General features: G+C 60.3%; 23 protein-coding genes. 13 read left to right on the plus strand and 10 right to left on the minus strand.

Annotated features, from left to right (window positions below):
- The first annotated feature begins 16 nt into the window (after positions 1-16).
- Positions 17-1,174 (plus strand): outer membrane protein assembly factor BamC, encoded by a 1,158-nt coding sequence (gene bamC, locus DFR38_RS15935; RefSeq protein ID WP_059287091.1) that lies wholly within the window; start codon positions 17-19, stop codon positions 1,172-1,174.
- 612 nt (positions 1,175-1,786) lie between these two features.
- On the opposite strand, the gene DFR38_RS15945 is transcribed toward bamC, so the two are convergent.
- Positions 1,787-2,920 carry a ribosomal protein uL16 3-hydroxylase gene (locus DFR38_RS15945; protein WP_059287092.1) on the minus strand — a complete coding sequence of 378 codons (1,134 nt, stop codon included), beginning with the start codon at positions 2,918-2,920 and terminating at the stop codon, positions 1,787-1,789.
- Between the two features lie 139 nt (positions 2,921-3,059).
- Between DFR38_RS15945 and DFR38_RS15950 the strand changes: the two genes are divergently transcribed.
- Positions 3,060-3,539 carry an FKBP-type peptidyl-prolyl cis-trans isomerase gene (locus DFR38_RS15950; RefSeq protein ID WP_059287093.1) on the plus strand — a complete coding sequence of 160 codons (480 nt, stop codon included), beginning with the start codon at positions 3,060-3,062 and terminating at the stop codon, positions 3,537-3,539.
- Between the two features lie 271 nt (positions 3,540-3,810).
- Here the strand turns inward: DFR38_RS15950 and prmC are convergent, their stop codons facing one another.
- From prmC to DFR38_RS15975, 5 genes are all read right to left on the minus strand, one after another.
- Positions 3,811-4,626, minus strand: coding sequence for a peptide chain release factor N(5)-glutamine methyltransferase (prmC, locus tag DFR38_RS15955; protein ID WP_059287095.1), 816 nt, complete (start codon positions 4,624-4,626; stop codon positions 3,811-3,813).
- A gap of 12 nt (positions 4,627-4,638) precedes the next feature.
- Positions 4,639-5,985, minus strand: a complete 1,347-nt coding sequence (gene mgtE / locus DFR38_RS15960; protein WP_425320058.1) for a magnesium transporter — start codon at positions 5,983-5,985, stop codon at positions 4,639-4,641.
- A gap of 275 nt (positions 5,986-6,260) precedes the next feature.
- Positions 6,261-6,944: a monofunctional biosynthetic peptidoglycan transglycosylase gene (gene mtgA / locus DFR38_RS15965; RefSeq protein ID WP_059287080.1), complete on the minus strand. Its 684-nt coding sequence runs from the start codon at positions 6,942-6,944 to the stop codon at positions 6,261-6,263.
- Positions 6,945-6,948: 4 nt separating this feature from the next.
- Positions 6,949-7,770 carry a shikimate dehydrogenase gene (aroE, locus tag DFR38_RS15970; RefSeq protein WP_059287079.1) on the minus strand — a complete coding sequence of 274 codons (822 nt, stop codon included), beginning with the start codon at positions 7,768-7,770 and terminating at the stop codon, positions 6,949-6,951.
- 127 nt (positions 7,771-7,897) lie between these two features.
- Complete coding sequence (locus DFR38_RS15975; RefSeq protein ID WP_059287078.1) at positions 7,898-8,350, minus strand: rhodanese-like domain-containing protein; 453 nt, start codon at positions 8,348-8,350, stop codon at positions 7,898-7,900.
- Positions 8,351-8,616: 266 nt separating this feature from the next.
- Between DFR38_RS15975 and glnA the strand changes: the two genes are divergently transcribed.
- From glnA to ntrC, 6 genes are all read left to right on the plus strand, one after another.
- On the plus strand, positions 8,617-10,035 hold the full coding sequence (gene glnA / locus DFR38_RS15980) for a type I glutamate--ammonia ligase (protein ID WP_059287077.1): 1,419 nt from the start codon (positions 8,617-8,619) through the stop codon (positions 10,033-10,035).
- A 406-nt stretch (positions 10,036-10,441) separates the two neighbouring features.
- A complete protein-coding gene (locus DFR38_RS15985) occupies positions 10,442-11,122 on the plus strand; it encodes a hypothetical protein (protein ID WP_146215990.1) in 681 nt (226 codons plus the stop codon).
- Positions 11,119-11,667: a FlgO family outer membrane protein gene (locus DFR38_RS15990; RefSeq protein ID WP_059287075.1), complete on the plus strand. Its 549-nt coding sequence runs from the start codon at positions 11,119-11,121 to the stop codon at positions 11,665-11,667. The genes DFR38_RS15985 and DFR38_RS15990 overlap by 4 nt, the downstream gene beginning before the upstream one ends.
- Positions 11,668-11,850: 183 nt before the next feature.
- Positions 11,851-12,336, plus strand: a complete 486-nt coding sequence (locus DFR38_RS15995; protein WP_059287074.1) for a DUF4124 domain-containing protein — start codon at positions 11,851-11,853, stop codon at positions 12,334-12,336.
- Positions 12,337-12,436: 100 nt separating this feature from the next.
- Positions 12,437-13,492, plus strand: coding sequence for a nitrogen regulation protein NR(II) (gene glnL / locus DFR38_RS16000; protein WP_059287073.1), 1,056 nt, complete (start codon positions 12,437-12,439; stop codon positions 13,490-13,492).
- A 27-nt stretch (positions 13,493-13,519) separates the two neighbouring features.
- Positions 13,520-14,968, plus strand: a complete 1,449-nt coding sequence (gene ntrC / locus DFR38_RS16005) for a nitrogen regulation protein NR(I) (RefSeq protein ID WP_110313620.1) — start codon at positions 13,520-13,522, stop codon at positions 14,966-14,968.
- A 16-nt stretch (positions 14,969-14,984) separates the two neighbouring features.
- Here the strand turns inward: ntrC and DFR38_RS16010 are convergent, their stop codons facing one another.
- Positions 14,985-15,902 carry a LysR family transcriptional regulator gene (locus DFR38_RS16010; RefSeq protein ID WP_110313621.1) on the minus strand — a complete coding sequence of 306 codons (918 nt, stop codon included), beginning with the start codon at positions 15,900-15,902 and terminating at the stop codon, positions 14,985-14,987.
- Positions 15,903-16,017: 115 nt separating this feature from the next.
- On the opposite strand from DFR38_RS16010, the gene metE reads away from it, so the two are divergent.
- Together metE and DFR38_RS16020 are read left to right on the plus strand one after the other, a co-directional pair.
- Positions 16,018-18,303, plus strand: a complete 2,286-nt coding sequence (gene metE / locus DFR38_RS16015) for a 5-methyltetrahydropteroyltriglutamate--homocysteine S-methyltransferase (protein ID WP_059287346.1) — start codon at positions 16,018-16,020, stop codon at positions 18,301-18,303.
- A 255-nt stretch (positions 18,304-18,558) separates the two neighbouring features.
- The gene (locus DFR38_RS16020) at positions 18,559-19,410 is read left to right on the plus strand and encodes an AraC family transcriptional regulator (protein ID WP_059287343.1); all 852 of its coding nucleotides are present in this window, start codon (positions 18,559-18,561) and stop codon (positions 19,408-19,410) included.
- Between the two features lie 98 nt (positions 19,411-19,508).
- Here the strand turns inward: DFR38_RS16020 and DFR38_RS16025 are convergent, their stop codons facing one another.
- The 3 genes from DFR38_RS16025 to DFR38_RS16035 form a co-directional block, all read right to left on the minus strand.
- The gene (locus DFR38_RS16025) at positions 19,509-19,967 is read right to left on the minus strand and encodes a SixA phosphatase family protein (protein WP_059287344.1); all 459 of its coding nucleotides are present in this window, start codon (positions 19,965-19,967) and stop codon (positions 19,509-19,511) included.
- Between the two features lie 202 nt (positions 19,968-20,169).
- The gene (locus DFR38_RS16030) at positions 20,170-20,883 is read right to left on the minus strand and encodes an LrgB family protein (protein ID WP_059287345.1); all 714 of its coding nucleotides are present in this window, start codon (positions 20,881-20,883) and stop codon (positions 20,170-20,172) included.
- Positions 20,880-21,236, minus strand: a complete 357-nt coding sequence (locus DFR38_RS16035; protein ID WP_110313624.1) for a CidA/LrgA family protein — start codon at positions 21,234-21,236, stop codon at positions 20,880-20,882. Before DFR38_RS16035 ends, DFR38_RS16030 begins: the two co-directional genes overlap by 4 nt.
- Before the next feature lie 170 nt (positions 21,237-21,406).
- On the opposite strand from DFR38_RS16035, the gene DFR38_RS16040 reads away from it, so the two are divergent.
- The 3 genes from DFR38_RS16040 (at position 21,407) to DFR38_RS21065 (ending at position 23,812) form a co-directional block, all read left to right on the plus strand.
- Positions 21,407-21,928 carry a chorismate--pyruvate lyase family protein gene (locus tag DFR38_RS16040; protein WP_233170398.1) on the plus strand — a complete coding sequence of 174 codons (522 nt, stop codon included), beginning with the start codon at positions 21,407-21,409 and terminating at the stop codon, positions 21,926-21,928.
- On the plus strand, positions 21,925-22,797 hold the full coding sequence (gene ubiA / locus DFR38_RS16045; RefSeq protein ID WP_110313623.1) for a 4-hydroxybenzoate octaprenyltransferase: 873 nt from the start codon (positions 21,925-21,927) through the stop codon (positions 22,795-22,797). The genes DFR38_RS16040 and ubiA overlap by 4 nt, the downstream gene beginning before the upstream one ends.
- Before the next feature lie 604 nt (positions 22,798-23,401).
- Positions 23,402-23,812, plus strand: a complete 411-nt coding sequence (locus DFR38_RS21065; protein ID WP_146215991.1) for a hypothetical protein — start codon at positions 23,402-23,404, stop codon at positions 23,810-23,812.
- Positions 23,813-24,273 lie beyond the last annotated feature (461 nt).

Here is a 24,273-nt window from a genome sequence, read left to right on the forward strand (position 1 = left end):
CGACAAGGGAGTCCGCATGAAACGAAGCGCGCCTGCCGCGATTCTGCTGGCAACCGGCATCCTCGCCGGTTGCAGCACCTCCAATCCGCTGGAAAAGAAGCTGGACTACAAGTCCGCCGAGCCGCCCAAGCTGGGTAACTCGCTGGAAGTACCACCAGACCTGACTGCACCGCAAATCCAGAACAAGTATGTGATTCCGGCCACCGGCAGTGCATCGGCACTGGCCAACAGCAGCAATGCCGCCGCCGCGCAGCAGGTAGCAGCACAGCCGGTAACGAACGAAACGGTTGCCATCAAGAGTATCGACAATATCACCATGGAGCGTGCCGGCACCCAACGCTGGCTCGCCGTGCAGGGCAAGTCGCCCGCCGAACTGTGGCCGGTACTGAAAGCCTTCTGGCAGGAAAACGGTTTTGTCATCAAGACCGAAGAGCCTGACCTCGGCATCATGGAAACCGACTGGGCCGAAAACCGTGCCAAGCTGCCGGCAGACGGCATCCGCAAGCTGATGGAAACCGTGGGCCTGGGTGGTGCGATGTCGACTCCGGAGCGTGACAAATTCCGCATCCGTCTGGAAAAAACTGCCAACGGTACCGAAATCTACTTCTCGCACCGCGGCATGTACGAAACCTTCATCAACGAAGGCAAATCGGACACCATGTGGCAACCGCGTCCGGTTGACCCGAATCTGGAAGCCGAGCTGCTGGGTCGTTTCATGATCCGCATGGGCATTACCGAAGAGAAGGCCAAGGAAGCGCTCACGCAAACCCAGCTTGCGGCAGACAAGCCCAAAGAAGCGATTGTGGATGGCAAGCTGAACATCAACGACAGCTTCGACCGTGCATGGCGCCGTGTGGGTCTGGCTCTCGATCGTATCGGCCTGGTGGTCAACGACCGCGATCGCTCGCAAGGCATTTACTATGTGAAGCCTGCCAAGGGTGAGCTGGACAAGAACGACGGCAGCTCCAGCGGTGGTTTCTGGTCCAGCCTGGCCTTCTGGAAGAGCAAGGAAGCCGACGACAAGAGCAGCCCCACCGGGCCGGAATACCGCATCCTGGTCAAGGATGTCGGCAATGGCCTGAGTACTCTTGCCGTACAGGACAAGCAAGGCAAGCAGCTGTCCGACAGCTTTGCCAAATCGGTCCTGTCCAAGCTTCAGACTGAACTGCAGTAAAGCCAGTACATTCCTAGACAAAAGCCCGCACAAGCGGGCTTTTTTCTTGCCTGCTCCGGCAGTGATACACATCTTCTGCGGAACATGGGCGTAAAAAAACCGGCCGAGGCCGGTTTTTGGTGCTTTCGCGCTGAATTACTGAGCAGCGGAAGCAGCCGGAGCGGAAGCAGCAGCAGCGGAAGCGTCAGCAGCCGGAGCGGAAGCGTCAGCAGCCGGAGCGGAAGCGTCAGCAGCCGGAGCGGAAGCTTCAACAGCAGGAGCGGAAGCTTCAGCCGGAGCATCAGCCTTCTTACCGCAAGCGGACAGAGCAACGGCCAGCAGGGCAGCAACGAGGAGCGACTGTTTCATTTTTTCTTGACCTTTAAAGATAAGTTAACAAGACGTCAATTTAATCGCCCAAGCTGTTTTGGAAATGACTGGGCGACTGAAAATCTTTCAGTGCGCAAATTGTATCACGAAAAAAATTGCTGTGTAGGGGGGCAAGCTAGCAAAAACGCCACCACCCCCACCGCAACCTCCCGCAATGCAGCATTCCCGGCAAAATAGACGTTTGAACGCCAATCGCAGCAGGGTAGCAGCCTTGCTATGTGTACATTTGAACATCTGATGTGGTTATTTTGCTACAGACTGCGGAAAATGCCAATAACCAGTTAAGTATCCTTGGTACAGCTGATCCAATAACGACGGCCTGATGTCGGCAGCCGACAAGCGACGCTGATTGGCAAACTGTTGCCACACAGCAACATCATCCGGTTCGATTTCGAGAAGCTCACCATTGCAATAGAACATTCCATGATGGAACAGGATGAGGCTCTTGCGGTCCAGCTCGATCCCCTTCTCCCCCAGGGCAGCGGCAAACTCGTCTTCGTCCAGCTCATCTTCCGGCGCATCGTAGAACACATGCGCTTTGGGTTCGGTCAGGTAATGGCCGAGGAAGTCGCTGACAACCTGCTTGTCCCAGCTGATCTGGCTGAGCATCTGGCTGACCTTGTCCACCATCTCGTCGCTGATGCGCGCCGGATCGGACTGTCGCTGCAATTCCGGGTCGGCATAGCGTCCCTCCAGGCAGATGCGATCCTGCAAATACACCAGGAATTGTGTGGCCAGTTCCTGCGTCGGCGCGGCACGGAAGCCGATGGAGTAAGTCATGCCGGGCTCCAGCGCCACGCCATAGTGTGCGCACTTGGGCGGCAAATAGAGCATGTCGCCATGCTCGAGCACGAACTCCTCTTCCACGCGGAAATCCTGCAATACCCGGATGGGGGCATCCGGGATGAAATCATCATCGGCCTGGGAGGAGATTTGCCAGCGCTTGCGCCCTCCCACTTGTAACAGGAACACGTCGTAGGAGTCGAAGTGCGGGCCAACCGTGCCCCCCGGCGGGGCATAGCTGATCATCAGGTCATCCAGCCGGGCAAAGGGAATGAAATCGAATTGCCACAGGATTTTGTCGATATGCGGCAAGTGATGATTGACGTTCTGCACCAGAATGGTCCAGTCGGTTTCTCCGAGCTTGCGGAAACGGGCGGGACGGAAGGGGCCGCGTTCCAGATGCCATTTGCCGTTACGGTTTTCGATCAGGCGCGATTCAACATCGTCCTGCATCGCCAGTTCGGACAGGCATTTGAAATCAACGTGCGGCCCTACATCGGTCAGCGCACCACGAATCAGCAGCGGCTTTTTTTGCCAGTATTCATTAAGAAATTGTTCAGGGGTGAGTCCACCCAGCAATGTCATCGGTTTCATGGCAGTTTCACGGGCTTGCAGGCCCTTCTATGGTTTACAATACGTTCAAGCGGCTGTTCCGCACCATTCCTTGCAGGAGAAGGAAGTCTCGCGCTCCCTGCCCTGTCAAGATTTTTCATTTCATCCCGGACAATTTCTGATGCAAATCGCCAAAGATACCGTCGTCACCCTCCACTACGAGATGTTCGACGCGGAGAATACTCTCCTCGACAAAACCGAAGAACCGATTGCCTACCTGCATGGTGGCTATGATGGCATCTTCCCGCTGGTGGAAGAGGCTCTGCACGGCAAGGCAGTTGGCGACTCCGTGGACGTCAAGCTGACCCCGGACGACGCCTTCGGCGATCCGGAAGAAGAACTGGTCCGCGTCGAAGATCTGGACGTGTTCCCGGCAGACGTTGAGGTCGGCATGATGTTCGAAGCCGACGATCCGGAAACCGGCGACGTGCTGCTGTTCCGCGTGACCGACATCGCTGACGGCAAGGCCATTGTGGATGCCAACCATCCGCTGGCTGGCCAGACCATCCGCTTTGTTGCCAAGGTAACCGAAGTACGTGCCGCCACCGCTGAAGAACTCAGCCACGGCCATGTACACGGTGCCCACGGCCACCACCACTAAGCCATGACGACCGGCAGCTGCCGGTCTGATCTGTGCCAGTAATAGGCGCAGTCCGAGTCCTGCTTGCAGGACAAGGACTACGCCTGTTTTCATTTCAGGCCCGCTTCCACCATGGCAGTCCAGCCCGGCTTGCGCAGCGCAGGCGCCAGCATGCCGCTGTAATCAGCTCATCCCTTTGATGCAGGGCAAGCAAGCTCGATTGATTCGCCAATAAAAGCCTGATCAACGGCAGAGGCGAGCCATACCGCGGCAAGGGACAAGCCTCTGCCCATCAGCCCGCCAGCTGCCCCATGCTGACGCGGTCCAGGCCGGCCAGGTCAGGCAGCGTCGCCACCTGCTGCAAGCCGGCAGCCAGCAGCAATTGGCGCACTGCATTGCCCTGATCAAAGCCATGCTCCAGCATCAGCCAGCCTCCCGTCTTCAGACGTGCCGGGGCACCGGCAATGATCTCGCGCAGGCAGCTCAGACCGTCATCTTCGTCGGTCAGCGCCATGCGTGGCTCAAAGCGCACATCGCCCTCGGCCAGATGGTGATCATGCTGTTCGATATAAGGCGGATTGGAAACAATCAGGTCAAAACCCTCCTGCCCCCCCAGTGGCTGATACCAGCTCCCCTGATGAAAATGCACCACGGCGCCCAGCTGTTCCGCATTGCCACGGGCGACCTCAAGCGCAGCCGGTGACAAATCAACGGCCTGCACCTGCCATGCCGGTGCTTCCAGTGCCAGGGTGACGGCAATGGCACCGCTGCCGCAGCCCAGGTCAACCACCTGCGCCGGTGCCAACCCCAGCCTGGCCAAGGCAGCCTCGACCAGATGTTCGGTTTCCGGGCGTGGAATCAGTACCGCCGGGCTGACACGGAAGCAGCGGCCATAAAATTCGCGCTCACCCAGCAAATAGGCCATGGGCTCGCCTTGCAGGCGACGCTGCGCCAACTGCTTGAAACACTCGGCTTCGTCTTCCGTGAGCGGCAGGTCCGGGTCCGCAATCATGCGGGCATGAGTCAAACCAGGTCGGACATGCTGCAATAGCATGCGTGCTTCAAGACGTGGCAGGGAATGGCAGCGCAGTGCCTGTTCAAGTGTCAGCATGATTCATCATCAAAGCAGGAAAAGGGTGGCCAGGCCAAGGAAAATGAAAAAGCCACCGGAATCGGTGCAGGCGGTGATCAGCACGCTGGAACCCAGCGCCGGGTCTCGCCCCATTTTTTGCATCAGCGAAGGAATCAGCACGCCCATGGTGGCCGCCAGCATCAGGTTGAGTGTCATGGCCGCCAGCATGACCAATCCCAGCGACAGCCGTCCGTACAGCGCCCAGGCGATCAGGCCGATGGCCCCACCCCAGACCAGGCCATTGATGATGCTGACCCCCAGCTCCTTGCGCCACAGCCGCCAGGCCTGACCGACCTGCATCTGCCCCATGGCCAGGGCGCGCACAATCATGGTGATGGTCTGGTTGCCGGAGTTGCCGCCAATACCGGCCACAATCGGCATCAGTGCGGCCAGCGCCACCAGCTGGTTGATGGACTGCTCGAATGCACCGATCACGCGCGAGGCGATAAATGCAGTACACAGATTGATGGCCAGCCAGGCCCAGCGGTTCTTTACCGAATCGACCACCGGGGCGAACAGGTCTTCTTCTTCCTTCAGGCCGGCCAGATTCAGCACTTCGCTGTCCGACTCCTCACGCATGACGTCGACCATTTCATCCACCGTCAGCCGGCCGATCAGCGCGCCACGCTCGTCGACCACCGGCGCCGAAACCAGGTCGTAACGCTCGAAAGCCAGCGCGGCATCGCGCGCTTCATCGTCCGGCTGAAAGGACACGACTTCGGTCGCCATCACCTCGGACACCATCCGCTCCGGATCAGCCACCAGCAGGCTGCGCAAGGGCAGTACGCCACACAGCGCCTCTGCGGCGTCCAGCACGAAAATCTTGTCGGTCTGATGTGGCAGCTCGTCAAAACGCCGCAAATAGCGCAACACCACTTCGCAACTGACATCGGCGCGGATTTTCACCAGTTCGAAGTCCATCAGCGCACCGACCGAGCCCTCCGGGTAGGACAGTGCGGATTGCAGCTGCTCACGCTCTGCCTCGTCCAGTTCGCCCATCACTTCGTAGACCACCTGTCGCGGCAGGTCGCCGGCCAGTTCGGCCAGCTCGTCGGTATCCAGCTGGCGCACGGCGGCGACCAGTTCGTCCGGGGCCATGGAGTCGATCAGCGTTTCCCGTACCGCATCGGAAACTTCCAGCAGGATGTCGCCATCCTGCTGAATCTTGACACGCTGCCATACCAGCAGGCGCTCTTGCAGCGGCAGGGCTTCCAGAATATAGGCGATGTCCGCCGGATGCAGGCTTTGCAGCCGCTGCTGCAAGGCTGACAGCGCATCGGAATCAGCCTGCGCCAGTACGTCATGCGTCTGATGCAAGCCGATCAGCCTTTGCACATCGGCCAGGCTTTCACTTAATCGTTCGGCAGTTTGTTTTTTTTCGATAACCGTCAAGCACAACTCCTTCCGCCGCGGCGACGGAGACTGGGCTACACGGTCGGGACGGCGGGAATCAACGACAAAACAGGGGAAAGCCAGCGGCTATGGGATAACTGGGTAAGTCCATGTGCAATACCCTGCCTTTACAGCAGGGCAGAACGGATAAACAGAAGTGGAATTGTAACATGAGCCACCCCTGGCCTTCCAGCCGGGGGCAGCTGCTGTACGGTGGCTTAAGGCAGGTCGGCGTACTGCATGCGCCGCTGGATGATGCGGGTTTTCTTCATCAGGCCAGGCGCATTGCGATGCTCATCGTAATAGCGCGGATTGGGCACCATGGCGGCCAATTTGGCGGCCTGACCGGCGGACAGCCGCGCGGCACTGGTGTGAAAGTAATAACGGGCCGCGGCCTCGGCACCGAACACCCCATTACCCCACTCGATCACATTGAGGTAGATCTCGAAGATACGACGCTTATCCAGCACCTTTTCCAGCATCACGGTAATCGCGGCCTCTTCCAGCTTGCGCCAGGGCGTTTTCTTGCTGGACAGGAACAGGTTCTTCGCCAATTGCTGACTGATGGTGGAGCCTCCGGCCACAATATGGCCCTGCTTCAGGTTTTTCTCGAAAGCCGCCTCGATGCCATCCCAGTCGAAACCTTCGTGATCGGCAAACTTGGCATCTTCCGCCGCGATCAGCGCGCGCTTGAGATTGGGTGAAATCTGGCCATAGCCCACCCACTTCTGCCGCAATTCGGCATTGGGGTCATCCTCCTGCAGCTTGGCCAGCTGTTCGTTCATGAAGGCACTGGCTTCGGGATTGTGGTCTCGCCAGTACACCACATGCCCCAGAATCCACAGGTTGTACAACACAATGGCGGCCACCAGGACCGCCATGATTTTCAGGAAGAGACGCATCGGATCAGGCCAGCACTTCCCTCAGCATATTGGTGACCTTGCGGGTATCCGGCTGCACACCGCGCCAGATATGGAAGGACTCGGCCGCCTGTTCCACCAGCATGCCCAGGCCATCGGCCAGCATGCCGGCATTTTCGCTCTGGGCACGCTTCAGGAAAGGGGTGAGACCCTTGCTGTACACCATGTCGTATGCCAGGGTGCGTGCGGTGAAGATATTGGCCGGCAGCGGCGGGATTTCGTTATGCAGGCTGGTGGAGGTGCCATTGATGATGATGTCGAAGGTTTTGCCTTCCAGCGCCTCGTAACCACTGGCGACCACCTCGCCCCAGGGGGCAAAGTGGTGGGCAATGGCTTCCGCCTTGATCAGCGTGCGGTTGGCAATGGTCACCTTGGCCGGCTTCTGCTCCAGGATGGGTTCCAGCACGCCACGCACGGCACCGCCGGCACCCAGGATCAGGATGCTCTTGCCTTCCATCGGGAAATCCAGGTTTTCCACGATGTCGCGCACCAGGCCCACGCCATCGGTATTGTCGCCATAGACTTTGCCATCGCGGAAAGTCAGGGTGTTCACCGCCTCTGCGGCGCGGGCACGCTCGGTGACTTCCTGCGCCATGCGGTAGGCATCGCCCTTGAACGGCAGGGTGACATTCAGGCCCAGACCACCGGCCCGGACAAATTCACCGACCACTTCGTCGAACTTGCCCAGCTCGGCAAACAGCTTTTCGTACTGGATGGACTCACCGGAGGCGCTGGCGAATTCGCTGTGGATAAACGGCGACTGGCTATGGGAAACGGGGTTACCGATGACGGCGTAACGGTTGATCATGATCAGCTTTCTTGGATTCCTGTGGTGCTTCCGCGTCGTGCGGTTCATCTGCTGAGGTAGCACTTTGCCGTGTAACGTCATAAACATCAACCGGTCAATACCCCTGTCCCAACAATTCAGCGCTGGCTCAGCCCTGCACCCAGGGCAGGCCATGTGCCTTCCAGCCAGTCAGCTGGCCACGATGCTCGTGCTCATCCTTGTCCCCCTCGAACCCCTCCAGCACGTTGTAAACCCGGGTATAACCGGCGGCGCGGGCTTGCGTGGCCGCCTCGTGCGAGCGCACACCGCTGCGGCACATCAGTAACAGGACAGCCTGCTTGTCGACGGCGGCTTGCAGCTGCTCGACAAACTGCGCATTGACTTGCATGCCGGGGAAGCTGCGCAGCTCAATGCGCAAGGCACCGGGCACCACGCCGACAAACTGCCATTCCGCCGCACTGCGCACATCCACCAGCACGGCCCCCGGCAGATGCTGGGCCAGATAGTGTGCCTCGGGCGGGGTAAGCGCGCCCTGATAAGGCAGTTGCTGGGCTGCCGCACGCTCGGCGGCCGTTTGCAGGATCAAATCGCTCTGGTCCATTGCTTTCCTTTCTTTGTAATAGGGCCATGCCACGATGCTGGCAGGGCCAGAATCACCACTCACCCGCACAATGCACAAACATGGTGCAACTGCACGGTGCATTGCATTGATTTGGTGCATTGATAACAACTAGCCGTGCACCAAGCCCTGTGACACAATGATTACATTAGTGTTCGTAGCCTGGCACGCTTCATGCTTCCAGTGAGGCGTACCATCTTTATCAAGCAATATTGCTTTCGATGCACGTTGCCTTTAGGAGAACATTCATGGCGGTTGCAGACGTAGTCAAGCTGATTCAAGAAAACGACGTCAAGTTCGTAGACCTGCGCTTTACTGATACCCGTGGCAAAGAACAACACGTTACCATCCCGGCACACGTTCTGCTGGAAGATGCTGACGAATGGTTCGAACGCGGCCACGCTTTCGACGGCTCCTCCATCGCTGGCTGGAAAGGCATCCAAGCCTCCGACATGCTGCTGATGGCCGACCCGGCTACCGCCAAGATTGACCCCTTCTTCGACGAACCCACCGTATTCATGTCGTGTGACGTGATCGACCCGGCCGACGGCAAGGGTTACGACCGCGATCCGCGCTCCATCGCCAAGCGTGCTGAAGCCTACCTGAAGGCATCCGGCATGGGCGACACCGCCTACTTCGGCCCGGAACCGGAATTCTTCGTCTTCGACAGCATCACCTGGGGCACCGACATGTCCGGCTGCTTCGTGAAGATCAAGTCCGAAGAAGCTGCCTGGGCCTCCGCTGAAGAATTCGAAGGTGGCAACACCGGTCACCGTCCGGGCGTCAAGGGTGGTTACTTCCCGGTTCCGCCGGTTGACTCCGCACAAGACCTGCGTTCCGCCATGGTACTGCTGCTGGAAGAACTGGGCGTGCCGGTTGAAGTGCATCACCACGAAGTGGCCACTGCCGGCCAGATGGAAATCGGTACCAAGTTCAGCACCCTGACCCAGCGTGCCGACTGGACCCAGATCCTGAAGTACGTGGTACAGAACGTGGCACACAGCTACGGCAAGACCGCCACCTTCATGCCCAAGCCCATCGTTGGCGACAACGGTTCCGGCATGCACGTGCACCAGTCCATCTGGAAAGACGGCAAGAACCTGTTCGCTGGTGACGGCTACGCCGGCCTGTCCGAAACCGCCCTGTACTACATCGGCGGTATCATCAAGCACGCCAAGGCTCTGAACGCCATCACCAACCCGGGCACCAACTCCTACAAGCGTCTGGTACCGCATTACGAAGCTCCGGTAAAACTGGCCTACTCCGCCAAGAACCGTTCCGCTTCCATCCGTATCCCGCACGTAGCCAATCCGAAGGGCCGTCGTATCGAAGCCCGCTTCCCGGATCCGCTGGCTAACCCGTACCTGTGCTTCTCCGCTCTGCTGATGGCCGGTCTGGATGGTATCCAGAACAAGATCCACCCGGGCGATGCTGCTGACAAGAACCTGTACGACCTGCCGCCGGAAGAAGACAAGCTGATCCCGACCGTATGCGCCAGCCTGGACGAAGCCCTGGCCGCGCTGGACGCAGACCGCGACTTCCTGACCCGTGGCGGTGTGTTCTCCAACGAATGGATCGACGCCTACATCGAACTGAAGATGCAGGAAGTGAACCTGACTCGCATGACGACCCACCCGGTCGAATTCGCGATGTACTACTCGCTGTAATGGCAAACAGCCACCGGAACCTTCCGGTGGCTGTGGCAAAACCCGCATGGCTCATGGCCCTGCGGGTTTTTTCATATCAATTCGAAACGGTCTGCATAGCCTGAGCACGCTGTGGCCTGGTCAGCTTGAGTTTTAATAATGCGCCTCTCCATACGCAGGCGCTTGGCCGTAGCAAGAGCCATTCCCCCAAGCACACACTGCCATACTGCACTCCCTTTCAACACTTAATTCCATGCCTATGTGCAGTGGTCACAAGACAAGAACCAAGGGTTGCTTGCTCGGCACAAAGCCACCTTAACAGCTTGATTTCAAAAAGCAAAATGACATTTGTATTTTATTTCGCAAATGAATATTGATTGGTATAAAATATTTATAAATAAATTTTCATACCAAAAGGTGTGCGCTTGTGAAAAACCCAAGAATTCTGAGCGGAATCGCTATCATTGCCACGCTGACAGCTTGCACAACCGCAACGCTTGATGTGCCGCGTGCGGATAACTACCCCGTATCCAGTCAGCAAAAAGCAAGAGCCGCACATCACTGGGATGTCTTGGCTGCCGACGTAGCAACGCGTATTGCAGAGAAAACACAAAACCGAATCAGCTCCGATCAGGCCATCTACGTGGTACCTGCCACGGATTCCGCCTTCGACAAAGGCTTTCGCAATCTACTCATCACCCGGCTCGTTGAAAAAGGCATTCCCGTAGCCGTTCGTCCTGGTAGCTTGCGGCTGAATATCGAAACCCAAGTGATCAAACACAATAGCAATGCAGGTAATGCCATTCAGTATCCGATGACAACACTGGCAGCAGGCATTGCTGTCGCCCGCGATCTTACCTTTAGCCATGCCGCGGCGACTTACAGCCTGATCGGTTTGGGAGCGGCCGCCGCACTTGACAGCACAAACCTGGCACTGAATGGCAAGGCATCAGGTGGGCCAACCAGAACAGAAGTCTTGGTCACCACATCGCTTGAAAGCGCCAATCAATATCTGGCACGCACATCCGACCTTTATTACATCGAACGTGAAGATTCTGCGCTCTACGCAATTGATGCAATGAAGACCTGGGAGGTGGTAGGCAAATGAAAAAACTCATACTCATCAGTACTATTGTGCTGACGACAGCATTATTGTCCGCATGCCAGACCGTCCCGGAAAGCCCAGTCAAGACAGATTTGATTGAGACCAATTACAAGGCTGTCGATGCTTTGCTACAAGGTGTAACGCTAAATAGCGAACAGCCCTTGCTGGTCGCAACGCTTGTCAATGTCAACGAACTGACCGAGTCTTCCAGCCTTGGGCGTTTGTTTTCCGAGCAAATCGCCGCGCGACTAGCCAAGCGAGGATTGCAAATCAAAGAGCTGAAACTGCGCGATAACCTGTTTATCAAGCAAACCGAAGGGGAGCTCATGCTATCCCGTGAAGTTACCGAGGTTAGCAAATCGCACAAGGCTCAAGCCGTTGTGGTTGGAACCTATGCCGTTTCACCCAGTATGGTTTACATCAATCTCAAGATCGTCAATCCCAATGGCAATCTCGTGATATCAGCTCATGACTATGCCATGCCTATCGATGCAAACATCCGTGGTCTCTTGCCCAAGAGCATGACATCCAGCTACGCCTACCGCTGACCCTGTGCAAGCCCAATGTAGCAAAACCCGCATGGCTCATGGCCCTGCGGGTTTTTTCATGGCACTGGCCGGTAGTCAAGTCGTCCTTGCGCCTGTCATGGGACAGCCCGATGTGACGCGGGCCGGGCTTTTGCTTATCATATCGCCACGACCACCCTGTTTTTCTTGCTGATGCGGACTCCCATGAAAACGCTTGCCTTTTGTCTGCTGCTCAGTTGCAGCCTCGCCCAGGCCGAGGTGTACAAATACATAGACGCCAACGGCAATGTCACCTTCACCAATGTACCGATCAAGGGCGCCAAGCCCATGCACCTGGCGCCGCTGTCCACCTATGGCAACAGCGGCAAGAGCAAGCCGGCGGGCAATGCCGGCAGCAAGTCGGCTTCCACCCCGGATGGCTATCCCAATGTCGACAACGGCACCCAGAGCAAGCGCGACGAAAGCCGGCGCAAGATTCTGGAAAACGAGCTGGCCAATGAGCAAAAGGCACTGGCCGATGCGCAGAAGGCCTACACCGACGGTGCCGCCACCCGCAATGGCGATGAAGCCCGCAACTACCAGAAATACCTCGACCGCGTGCAGAAGCTGAAAGATGCGGTGACCGAGCGGCAGAAGAATGTGGATGCGCTGCGCCGCGAATTGGGGCAGGCCACCTCATCTGCACAATAATGGTGCATAATTGACTCCGTAATCGTGCATTCGCTGTGCTCTGGCTTGGCGTGCTTATTGCTAACAGCACCAGGCACAGCCCCCTTCGATCCGGAGCACCATGAACTCTCCCAGCTTTGCCGGCCTGGAATTACTCGACACCCCGGTCCTGATCACCAGCGCCGACGGTGTACTGGAATTCGCCAATCCCGCGTGTGAAAACCTGCTGGCCATCGGCCGGCGCGAGCTACTGCGCCACACCCTGTTCGAGCTGTTTCAGGACAGCCCGGCCCTGCGCCAGGCGCTGAGCACCGCCCTACAGCACAATGCCGGCTATATCGAACACGACCTGGAACTGCGCACGCCGCATGGCGAGCAGCCACTGCACATTGCCCTGTCGGTGACCCCGGTGGATGCTGATGGCCGGCTGGCACTGGTGGAATTGCGGCCCCTCGACCAGCAGCTGAAAATTGCCAACGAAGAGCGGTTGCTGCTGCAACAGCAGGCCAATCGCGAGCTGATCCGCAATCTGGCGCATGAAATCAAGAATCCGCTGGGTGGTATACGCGGTGCGGCGCAGCTGCTGGAACACGAGCTGTCCGACCGGCCCGAATTGAAGGAATACACCGAAGTCATCCAGGAAGAAGCACTGCGCCTGCAGTCGCTGGTTGACCGCCTGCTGGCTCCGCACCGCCGCCATGTGCGCAGTGAAATCAATATCCACGAAGTCCTGGAACGGGTGCGCAGCATCGCCCTGGCCGAGTACCCGCAGGGGCTGATCATCCGCCGCGACTACGACACCAGCCTGCCGCACATGGTGGCGGACAAGGAGCAGCTGATCCAGGTGGTGCTGAATATCGTCAAGAACGCCATCCAGGCGATGAAGGCCAGCGGCGAGGTGATTTTGCGCACCCGAGTGGCCCGCCAGGTCACCCTGGCACGCAAGCGTCACGGGCTGGCATTAAAATTGCAGATTGTCGACAACGGCCCCGGCATTCCGGAGGAAATCAGGGATCACATCTTCTATCCGCTGGTGACCGGACGCGCCGAAGGCACCGGTCTGGGGCTGACACTGGCCCAGGCTTATGTGCACCAGCATGGCGGCAGCATCGAATTCGAATCCCGCCCCGGCCAGACCTGCTTTACCGTAATGCTGCCTTTCAGCAATACGGATTGAACCCAAATAACAGAAACGAGGGCTGCTATGAATAACCCGGTGTGGATCATCGATGACGACAAGGCCATCCGCTGGGTACTGGAAAAGGCACTGGGCCGCAGCGGCATCGGCTTTGACAGCTTTTCCAGTGCAGACGACGCACTCAATGCCCTGTATGACAACACCCCGCGCGTCATCATTTCCGATATCCGCATGCCGGGCACGGACGGCCTGAAATTCCTGTCGCGGGTCAAGGCCGACCACCCGCAGCTGCCGGTCATCATCATGACCGCCCATTCCGACCTGGACTCGGCCGTGGCCGCCTTCCAGGGCGGGGCTTTCGAATACCTGCCCAAGCCCTTTGATGTCGACCAGGCCGTGCAGCTGATCGAACGGGCGCTGGCCGAGAGCAATAGCCAGATCGAAGCCAGTGGCGGCGTGGAAGCCATGCCGGTGCTGCTAGGCCAGGCTCCGGCCATGCAGGACGTGTTCCGCGCCATTGGCCGGCTGTCGCAATCGCATGTCACCGTGCTGATTACCGGTGAATCCGGCACCGGCAAGGAAAGGGTGGCCGAAGCGCTGCACCGCCACTCGGTGCGTGCCAGCAAGCCCTTCATCGCCCTGAACACCGCCGCCATTCCAAAAGACCTGCTGGAATCGGAACTGTTCGGCCATGAAAAAGGCGCCTTCACCGGCGCACTGGCCACCCGCCGTGGCCGCTTTGAAGAAGCCGAAGGCGGCACGCTGTTTCTGGATGAAATCGGCGACATGCCCACCGAGCTGCAAACCCGCCTGCTGCGCGTGCTGTCGGACGGCCATTTCTACCGCGTGGGCGGCCATGTGCCGATCAAGGCCAATGTGCGGGTGATTGCCGCCACCCACCAGCATCTGGAAGACCGCGTCAAACGCGGCCTGTTCCGCGAAGACCTGTTCCACCGGCTGAACGTGATTCGCCTGCGCCTGCCACCCTTGCGCGAACGGCGCGAAGACATTCCGCTGCTGACCCGCCATTTCCTGGCCAAGAGCGCCAGCAGCCTGGGGGTGGAGCCGAAGCGGCTGACCGATGCGGCGATGGAGGTGATCAAGTTCCACAGCTTCACCGGCAATGTGCGCGAGCTGGAAAACCTGTGTCAGTGGATTACCGTGATGGCACCGGGCCAGCAGGTAGAGGTGGGCGACCTCCCGGCCGAACTGCGCGAACCGGAAGCCGCCCCCGTGGCAGCGGCCGGCGAAGGCAGCCCGGTGGCCAGCACGGCCGTTCATGTGGTGGACTGGACGCTGGGCCTGGCCGAAGAAGTGGCCCGCCGCCTGCGTGCCGGCGAAGTGGGCATCATCGACGACCTGTGCCGGCGCTTCGAGGAAAGCTGCATCCGCACCGGCCTGGCCCACACCGGCGGGCGCAAGGTGGAAGCGGCACATCTGCTGGGCTGGGGCCGCAATACCCTCACCCGCAAGATTCAGGAACTGGGCATGGAAGCCCATGACGAACAGGGCTGAAACCCAGCACCGTGCATCAGCCCTCCAGCACGGTCAGCCCCGGGAGCGTGGCAAAGCTGCGCTCCCGCACCGTGGCGAGAAAATCCTGCATATAGGCTAGCCCGGCATCCTCGCTGCGCAAGGCTGCGTACAATTCGCTGCTCAGCCCCTGCTCGCCGATCTGCCGCGCCACCACATAGCCGCGCTCCAGATACGGCTTGACCGCCCAGAACGGCAGGGCCGCCACACCGCGCCGGCTGGCCACCAGCTGAATGATGGCCACCGTCAGCTCGCTGGTACGGCGCAACGGGCTCACCCCGGCCGGCAGCAGTACCTTGCGCCATAAATCCAGCATCTCGTCCGGCACCGGATAGTGAATCAGTGTTTCCGCGGCAAAATCCTGCGCCTGCCACACCTTTTTGGCGGCCAGCGGATGATCACGCGCCACAATGCCCACCATTTCATAGGCAAACAAGGGCTGGTGGACGATGCCGGCCTGCGGCTCGGCTTCCGACACGATGGCCAGGTCGGCGCGCCGCGTCAGCAACAGCCCCACCGGGTCGGCATGAAAACCGGAAACAATGTCCAGCTCCACCGCCGGCCAGTGCTGGCGAAAGCTGTCCATGGCCGGCATCAGCCAGTCGAAACAGGTGTGGCACTCCACCGCCACCCGCAGCTCCCCTGCCTCGCCCTGGCGGATGCGCGCCACCTCGCGCTCGGCCGCGGCCACCTTGTCCAGCACCTCGCGCGCCAGCGCCAGCAGACGCTCGCCCGCCAGGGTAAAGCGCAGCGGCTGGGTTTTGCGTTCAAACAAGGGCTGCTGGTAATAAGCCTCCAGCTGCTTCAGCTGATGCGACAGGGCCGACTGGGTGAGAAACACCCGCTCGGCCGCCAGCGACACACTGCCGGTTTCCTGCAGGGCAAGCAGGGTGCGCAGATGACGTAGTTCCAGCATGGCATGGGCCTTCCGACAAACATGAATTAAATTCATTCAAAACAACAAAAAAATGAGTTTGAATCATACAGCAGATTCACCGATGCTGGGAGCACTGACAGACAAGGACTCCGACATGACCACACTGCACCTGGCCGGCTTTCCCCGCATCGGCGCCAAACGCGAACTGAAACAACTGCTGGAAGACTTCTGGCAAGGCCAGATTGACGAGGCCGCCTTGCAACAAGGCGCCCGCACGCTGCGCCAGCGCCATTGGCTGCTACAGAAGGGCGCCGGCATCCAGCTGTCGCCCGTGGGGGATTTTTCGCTATACGACCATGTGCTGGATGCACAGATCCTGGTGGGCGCCATTCCGGCCCGCTTCGGCTTTGACCCTGCCCGGCTGGACAGCGCGCAATACTTCCAGCTGGCGCGCGGCAATAGCCGCCAGCCGGCGCTGGAAATGACCAAATGGTTTGATACCAACTACCACTACCTGGTACCGGAATGGCAGGCGGATACCGCCTTCAGCGCCAACCCCGCCCCGCTGCTGGCCCAGCTGGCCGAAGCGCAGGCGCTGGGCATCCAGGCCAAACCGGTAGTGATCGGGCCGCTCACCCTGCTGTGGCTGGGCAAATGCAAGGGCGGCGATTTTGACCGTCTGCAATTGCTGCCGGACCTGCTGGCCTGCTATGAACAGATCCTCCAGCAACTGGCTGCCGCTGGCGTGAGCTGGGTACAGCTGAACGAACCCATCCTGGCGCTGGACCTGCCCGCCGACTGGCTGGCCGCCTTTGCCCCGGCCTATCAGCAGCTGGCTGCCAGCAGCCCGCTCCAGCTATTGCTGGCCACTTACTTTGGCAGCGTGGCCCGGCATGCCGCGCTATTGCACAGCCTGCCGGTCGCCGGCCTGCATCTGGACCTGGTCCGCGCGCCGGAGCAACTGGCCCACTTCATGCAGCAGTGGCCGGATGACAAGGTGCTGTCTGCCGGCGCGGTGGACGGGCGCAATGTCTGGCGCAGCGATCTGAGCGCCTTGCTGGCACAGCTGGAGCCGGTGGCGGCACAACTGGGCGAGCGCCTGTGGCTGGCCCCCAGCTGCTCGCTGCTGCACAGCCCTTTCGATTTGGCCGCGGAAACCGAAATGGATGCCGACATCCGCAGCTGGCTGGCCTTTGCCGTGCAAAGACTGAACGAGCTGAAGCTGCTGCAGCGCGGGCTGGAGCAGGGCCGTGCCAGCATCAGTAACGAACTGCAGTCCAGCGACCATGTGCAGGCACAGCGCCGCAGCAGCCCGCTGATTCACCGGCCAGCCGTGCAGCAGCGTCTGGCCTCACTGCCAGCCGGTGCCGACCAGCGCCCCCTGCCCTTTGCCCGACGCATTGCCCTGCAGCAGGCCGGGCTCAAGCTGCCATTGCTGCCCACCACCACCATCGGCTCTTTCCCGCAAACCGCCAGCATTCGCAGCGCACGGGCGGCCTTCAAGCGCGGCGAACTGGATGCAGCCGCCTACGAGCAGGCCATGCAGGAAGAAATTGCGCTGGCGATCCGCCGTCAGGAAGCACTGGGGCTGGATGTACTGGTCCACGGCGAAGCCGAGCGCAACGACATGGTGGAATACTTTGGCGAACAGCTGGAAGGCTTTGCCTTTACCCGGCTGGGCTGGGTGCAGAGCTATGGCAGCCGCTGCGTCAAACCACCCATCATCGTCGGCGATGTGGCCCGGCCGCAGCCGATGACCGTGCGCTGGGCCGTCTATGCACAAAGCCTGAGCACGCGCCCGGTAAAAGGCATGCTCACCGGGCCGGTCACCATGCTGCAATGGAGCTTTGTCCGCAATGATGTACCACGCAGCACGGTCTGCCGGCAGATTGCCCTGGCACTGAACGAAGAGGTGCTGGATCTGGAAAACTCCGGCATCCGCATCATCCAGATCGACGAGCCGGCCATTCGCGAAGGGCTGCCCCTGCAGCAGGCACAGCAAGCGGCTTATCTGCAGTGGGCGGGCGAGGCTTTCCGCCTGTGCAGCTGGCGCATTGATGACAGCACCCAGATTCACACCCATATGTGCTACTCGGAATTCGGCGACATCCTGCCGCAGATTGCCGCACTGGATGCCGATGTGATCACCATCGAAACCTCGCGCTCCGACATGGCCTTGCTGCAGGATTTTGCCGAGTTCCGCTACCCCAATGACATCGGCCCCGGGGTGTACGACATCCACAGCCCGCGCGTGCCAGCCGAGGCTGAAATGGCAGCCCTGCTGGACAAGGCCTTGCAGGTGATTCCGGCCGAACGCTTGTGGGTCAACCCCGATTGCGGACTGAAAACCCGTGGCTGGCCAGAGGTGGAGGCCGCGCTGGGCAATATGGTGAGTGTGGCGAAAAGGCTGCGCCAGCAGCTGGCGCTCCGGCTTAGCTAACCGTCATTCATTGCAATTACTAAAAAGTATTTTTAATATTTATTTACCAAGACTCTCTCTCAGGGCCAGTGCGGCCCGCTTGGTACCCGCTGATCAGGGCTCCTTCGGGAGCCCTCTTTTTTGCAGACCAGCACCAGCCGCTGGCACCCGGCCAGCGGGCAAGCGCTTATGCCCCCCACCGGCCCGACCGGCACGCTCCTGGAAAAAATACTCCTGGTCATATAAAATGCCGGAAAATTAACAAGGAGTAGCACATTGGCCGAATCCTGCAGCGACCGCCTGAATGCCTTGCTGCATCACTTCCCGGTGCACGCGCGCCTGTTTCACGCCGGCACCCTGTGCGGCATCAACGATTTCTCTGCCGCCGGCGCAGGTGGACAGCTGCATCTGGTCCGGGCCGGAGCCATGGAAATCATTCATCCGGGCCAGCCCAGCCTGCAGGTGAAGGTGCCCAGCCTGCTGCTCTATCCCCGGCCCATGGCCCGTCGTTTCATCAGCGATCCGCAGCACCCTGCCGATCTGACCTGTGCCGAGCTGCATTTTGCCGGCGGCAGCGATAACCCTATCGTCAGCGGCTTGCCGGAGATGATCTGCCTGCCACTGGAGACGATTGATGGGGCCGCGCCGGTGCTGGCACTGCTGTTCGAGGAGGCCTTCAGCGAGCGCTGCGGCCGCCACGCCCTGATCGACAAGCTGTTCGAAGTACTGCTGATCCAGCTGCTGCGGCAACTGATGGAAAGCGAGCAGATCAATGGCGGCATGCTGGCTGGCCTGTCTCACCCCAAATTGCGCAAGGCGCTGGTGGCGATGCACGAGCAGCCAGGGCAGGAATGGTCGCTGGATGCGCTGGCCCACATCGCCGGCATGTCGCGCAGCGTGTTTGCCAGCAGCTTTCGCCAGGCGGTCGGCTGCACGCCGGGCGCCTATCTGCAGAGCTGGCGCGTCCGGCTGACACAGCAGGCCTTGCGCCGCGGCGAGTCCTTGAAGATGATCGCCATGGCCGTGGGCTATGGCAGTGAAGCGGCACTGTCACGCGCATTCAAGGCACAGTGCGGGCTGAGTCCCCGCGAGTGGCGGCAGCTGCGCGAGCAGGATACGCCCGGCTGACTTCGCCCCACCCGCCAGACGGCGGGGGGACTGGCCATGCAGCAGACAGCAAAAAGCCCCTCGCAAGGGGCTATCTCAGGCAGGCAAGGCCCTGACACTCAAGGCTTGAGCATGCTCGGGGTCATCATCACCTTCAGGCGCACCTGTTCCAGCTCGTGACGCACCCGGTGATTCAACCACCACACCGAACCTTTTTTCACGCTCCACAACAGCGGCTGCTCACCCAGCAACTGTGCCGACAGGCGGCCGATATACGGCTGATGGCCAACCAGCACGATGGTCTTGCCCGCTTCCGGCCAGTTCACCGCTTTCAATACCTGCTCGACCGATGCATCCGGATTCAGCTCCGGCAAGACGGTAAAGCGCTTGCTCAGCAGCGCAGCGGTCTGCTGCGAACGTTTGGCTTCCGATGCCAGCAGGAGGAAATCCTCCGGCAGGCGGTCGCGCAGCCACTGGGCCATCTGGCTGGCTTGTTGCTGGCCATTGCGGGTCAGCGCCCGCGCCAGATCATCAGAACCTTCTTCCGCTTCGGCATGACGCCACAGGATCAGATCCATTTTTTACCTCCGTTATTGTTGTTGGCGCTTGACCAGGCTGCAGCGCGGGACCAGCTCAGCGGCCATGGCACGACAAATCGCAGTGCACTGCGCCTGTCGCCGCTGCCGCTATCCATCCCGTGCCCATCCACCTGCGGCAAGACTGACAGCGCAGCCTACACCAGGCTTGTGTCAGCCGCATGTCGGACAAACACTTATGCGGCTAGTGCAGCAACGGTGCCAGCAAGGGCACCAGAATGGCGGTGACTACCCCATTAAGCCCCATCGCCAGCCCGGCGAAAGCGCCGGCAGTCTCTGACAACTGGAACACCCGTGCCGTTCCGATGCCGTGTGCCGAAATACCGGTGGCCGTGCCCAGCACCATGTCGTCGCCCATGCCCAGCAAGGAAAACAGCGGCTTGACGATGACCGCACCGAAAATGCCAGACAAAATCACAAACATGGCCGACAGCTCGGGAATACCGCCAATGCCCTGCGACACGCTCATGGCAATCGGCGTGGTCACCGCACGCGTGGTCAGCGACAGCAATACCTGCTGCGGCAATTGCAGCAGCCAGCCCACCCCGACCGCACTGACAATGCCGACCAGCCCGCCAAACACGATGGTGATGGCCAGGGGGCCGGCGGCACGCTTCAGCCGCGACAGATTACCGTACAGCGGCACCGCCAGCGCCACCGTGGCCGGGCCCAGCAGCATCTGCACCATCACCCCGCCCTTCATGTAGTCGCGGTAGCTGGTGCCGGTGGCCAACAGCCAGCCCAGCAGCAACAGCACACCGATCAGCACCGGGTTGGACAGCGGATGGCCGTGGCAGCGCCGGTTGAACAACACCGCCAGCTTGTAGGCCAGCAAGGTGACAAACACCCCGCTCAAGGGCGACGTACGCAGCACCTCCACGGCAGCCATGGGATTCATGCCTCCTCCTTGTGCCGGTGACGCGCCAGCAGCAACTTCAGCAACAGGCCGGGCAGCAGCAGGGTCAGGATGGTGGAAGCGGCCAGCACCACCAGCAATTGCCAGCCGAAACCGGCCAGCAGATCGCGATAGGCCAGCACCGCGGCGCCGGCAGGAATGAACAGCAGCGACAGATGGGACAGAAAGCGCGGCACATTCTGCTTCATGCTTTCCGGCACCGACTTGCGCGCAGCCAGCGTGCAAAACAGCAGCAACATACCCAGCACCGGGCCGGGCAAGGGCAGGGAAAAACTACGGCTGATCAGCTCGCCAGCCAGCTGGTAACCCACCAGCCACAACAGGGTTTCTATCATGGGCATCATTCCGCCTGCAGCAGCGCGCCACCACAAGCCAGGCCATCGGCCAACATCGGGCTTTCATCATACCTGCGGCTGCTGCAGCGCGGTATAAACAGACAAGGCCATTGTCGTATTACTGTCAACAAACAGGACAAGCCTTGTCCGGCTTTGGCATAATGCGCGCCATGATTCAGGATACACACTGGCTGCCGCAGCCCCCCGACCTTGCCCCCGGCCTGCTGGCCTTCGTCAGCGAAGCCGGCTCGCTGACCGAGCGGCTGCTGGCCACCGGCCACCGCTTCGGCGTGCAGGTATTGTCACAAGGCGCAAGCCCGGCCAACCCGGACGAGCCCGCCCTGCTTGCCCTGCCAGCCGACAGCCTGCTGTATGCCCGCCATGTGCTGCTGACCCTGGATGACACCCCGGTGGTGTACGCGCGCAGCATTGCCCGGCTGGACTGCCCGGTGTGGCAGCCCATTCTGGACCGTGGCAGCCGCTCGCTCGGACTCACCCTGTTTGGCGGCCTGCCGCAGCTGCAGCGCGGCCCGCTGCACTATCAGCAACTGGGGCCGGCCCATCCCCTGCATCAGGCCTGTGCAAGCGATAGCACCAGCCTGACGGCACGGCGCTGCCGCTTTGTGCTGGATGAAGCCCCGATGGTGGTGTGCGAGGTGTTCCTGCCCGCCCTGAAAGATTTTGCCCGATGACGCTTGATGCCCTGAAAGACCGCTACACCGTTTACAAGCAGCTGATGCGCATGGACAAGCCCATCGGCACCCTGCTGCTGCTGTGGCCCACGCTGTGGGGACTGTGGATAGCCGGCAACGGCAAGCCGGACCCGCTGGTGGTGCTGATCTTCGTGGTCGGCACCTTCCTGATGCGCTCGGCTGGCTGCGTCATCAACGACTATGCCGATCGCCACTACGACATGCATGTGGAGCGCACCAGCCAGCGCCCGTTTGCCCGTGGTGCGGTGACCGAGCGTGAAGCGCTGTGGCTGGCGCTGGCGCTGGCCATCATCTCTTTCCTGCTGATCCTGCCGCTGAACCGGCTGACCTGGCTGATGAGTGTGCCAGCGGTTTTCGTGGCCGCCAGCTACCCCTTCACCAAGCGCTTCTTCCCCATGCCGCAGGCTTATCTGGGCATTGCCTTTTCCTTTGGCATCCCCATGGCCTTTGCCGCGCTCAACAATCACGTCCCCGCGCTGGCCTGGCTGCTGCTGGTGGCCAATGCCTTCTGGACCGTGGCCTACGATACAGCTTATGCCATGGCCGACAAGCCGGATGACCTGAAAATCGGCATCAAGACCTCAGCCATCACCTTTGGCGATCACGACGTCACCGGCATCATGCTGTGCCACGCCGTGTTCATCCTCATGATGGCGGGCATAGGCTGGCAGCTGGCACTGGGCTGGCCTTTCTTTACCGCGCTGGCCATCTGCCTGGGCTTGATTGCCAAGCAGTACCGGGAAATCCGCACCCGCGACCGCGGGCTGTGTTTCAAGGCTTTTCTGGACAATAACCGCGTCGGTGCGGTGCTGATGGCGGGCATTGTGCTGAGCTATTTGTTGAAGTGATGGTGTACCCGGCCGCGGTATTGCCGCTTCCGCGCGGCGAACGGGGAGTGGAGTGACCTCGGTGCGGTGCTTATCTGCTTAAGCGCAGCAGTCGGAGTCCGATTGCCGATACGTAGTAAATACAGGTTTGTATCCGCTCACGCGGATGATCTTTTGCATTGCCGCTTCCGCGCGGCGAACGGGAAAGAGGGCTTGCCTGGCCAAGCCCTCCTTCACCTCCAAGGCCACCCCACAAGCATGGCCTGCGGCTGCCCGCCAGGGCCCGTCGGCGCGTCTGTGCGGTACTTCCCCTGCAAGCAAGGTCCTGCTCACCTTCCCCTTCGGGCAGTTTCCATACCCTCCCCCCATCACTACAGTGTCCCGTTGGTGCTCAACACACCCCCAACACGGCTGCCGCATCCGTTAGTCTTGCGGCATTTTTACGTCCATCGGTTTTGTCATTGTCCGTTTTTGCGGACAATGCGCAGCTTATGGTCGGGTAGCGCGCAGCCATGCAATACCTGGGAAACCAGGAAAAGCTGTGGGCCGTGTTGGCGGTGTTGAAGTGCCCGACCACCCTCTCAACAGGGGTGACTTTCAACGGTCCAACATCAAGGCAAGTACCATGATCAATCAAGCTGCGCCGCAACACCCACCTCCCCTTTGCTTCCACTACCACGGCAAACCACTGCATGTGCTGCGCCACAACGGCCAATGGTGGCTGTATAGCGACGATATACTCGCAGTCATCGGCCAAAGACTGGGACGTCGTATCCAGCAATTACTGACACCCGATACCAGCACCGACATTCGTCCTGATACAGAAAGCCCGACAGCATGCTGGCCCGTACCAGCCTTGCTGCGCGCCTTGCGCCGTGTGGGAATCCGCAGCGCGGATGATGGTTTTGATGCCGCTTCCGCGCGGCGGACGGGAAAGAGGGCTTGCCTGGCCAAGCCCTCCTTCACCTCCAAGGCCACCCCACAAGCATGGCCTGCGGTTACCCTCCGGGGCCTGACCGCGGCGAGGCGCGCCTGAACTCGCGATTTGCTAACGTCAAATCGCTCAAACAAAGCAGGCGCTTAAAACCTCGCCCCGGGGCCACCCGTCGGCATGCTTGACGGGGCCCGTGGGCGCGTTGGTACGGTGGCTTTTAATGGTATCGGGTAGCGTCCATTTGGCAGACATTTCACGCAAGCCACTCTCTCTTTTTCTGATTAAAACCTCTGTCGGAGCTGGTCCGGTCCCGTCAGCGCAAGCCGACACAGACCTGCCGCCCAGGGTCTTAAGCGGTCGGCTGTCCGCAGCGGCGCGACGGTAGCGCGCCGCAAGTTCCGGCCGCGCCCTGGGCGGCATGGCTGGGGCGGGAATTCGACGCGCTGCGGGTCGCCTTTTCTTTGGGTAGGCGGTTTCAAGAGCCAAGTGCAACGGTGGTTGGAATCCTGATATCCAGATTGAAGCAACATTCCCAGAATGCTTCGCTGGGCTTCTTAAACCCT

It is taken from the genome of Aquitalea magnusonii (assembly GCF_003202035.1).
Classification (GTDB): Bacteria; Pseudomonadota; Gammaproteobacteria; order Burkholderiales; family Chromobacteriaceae; genus Aquitalea; species Aquitalea magnusonii.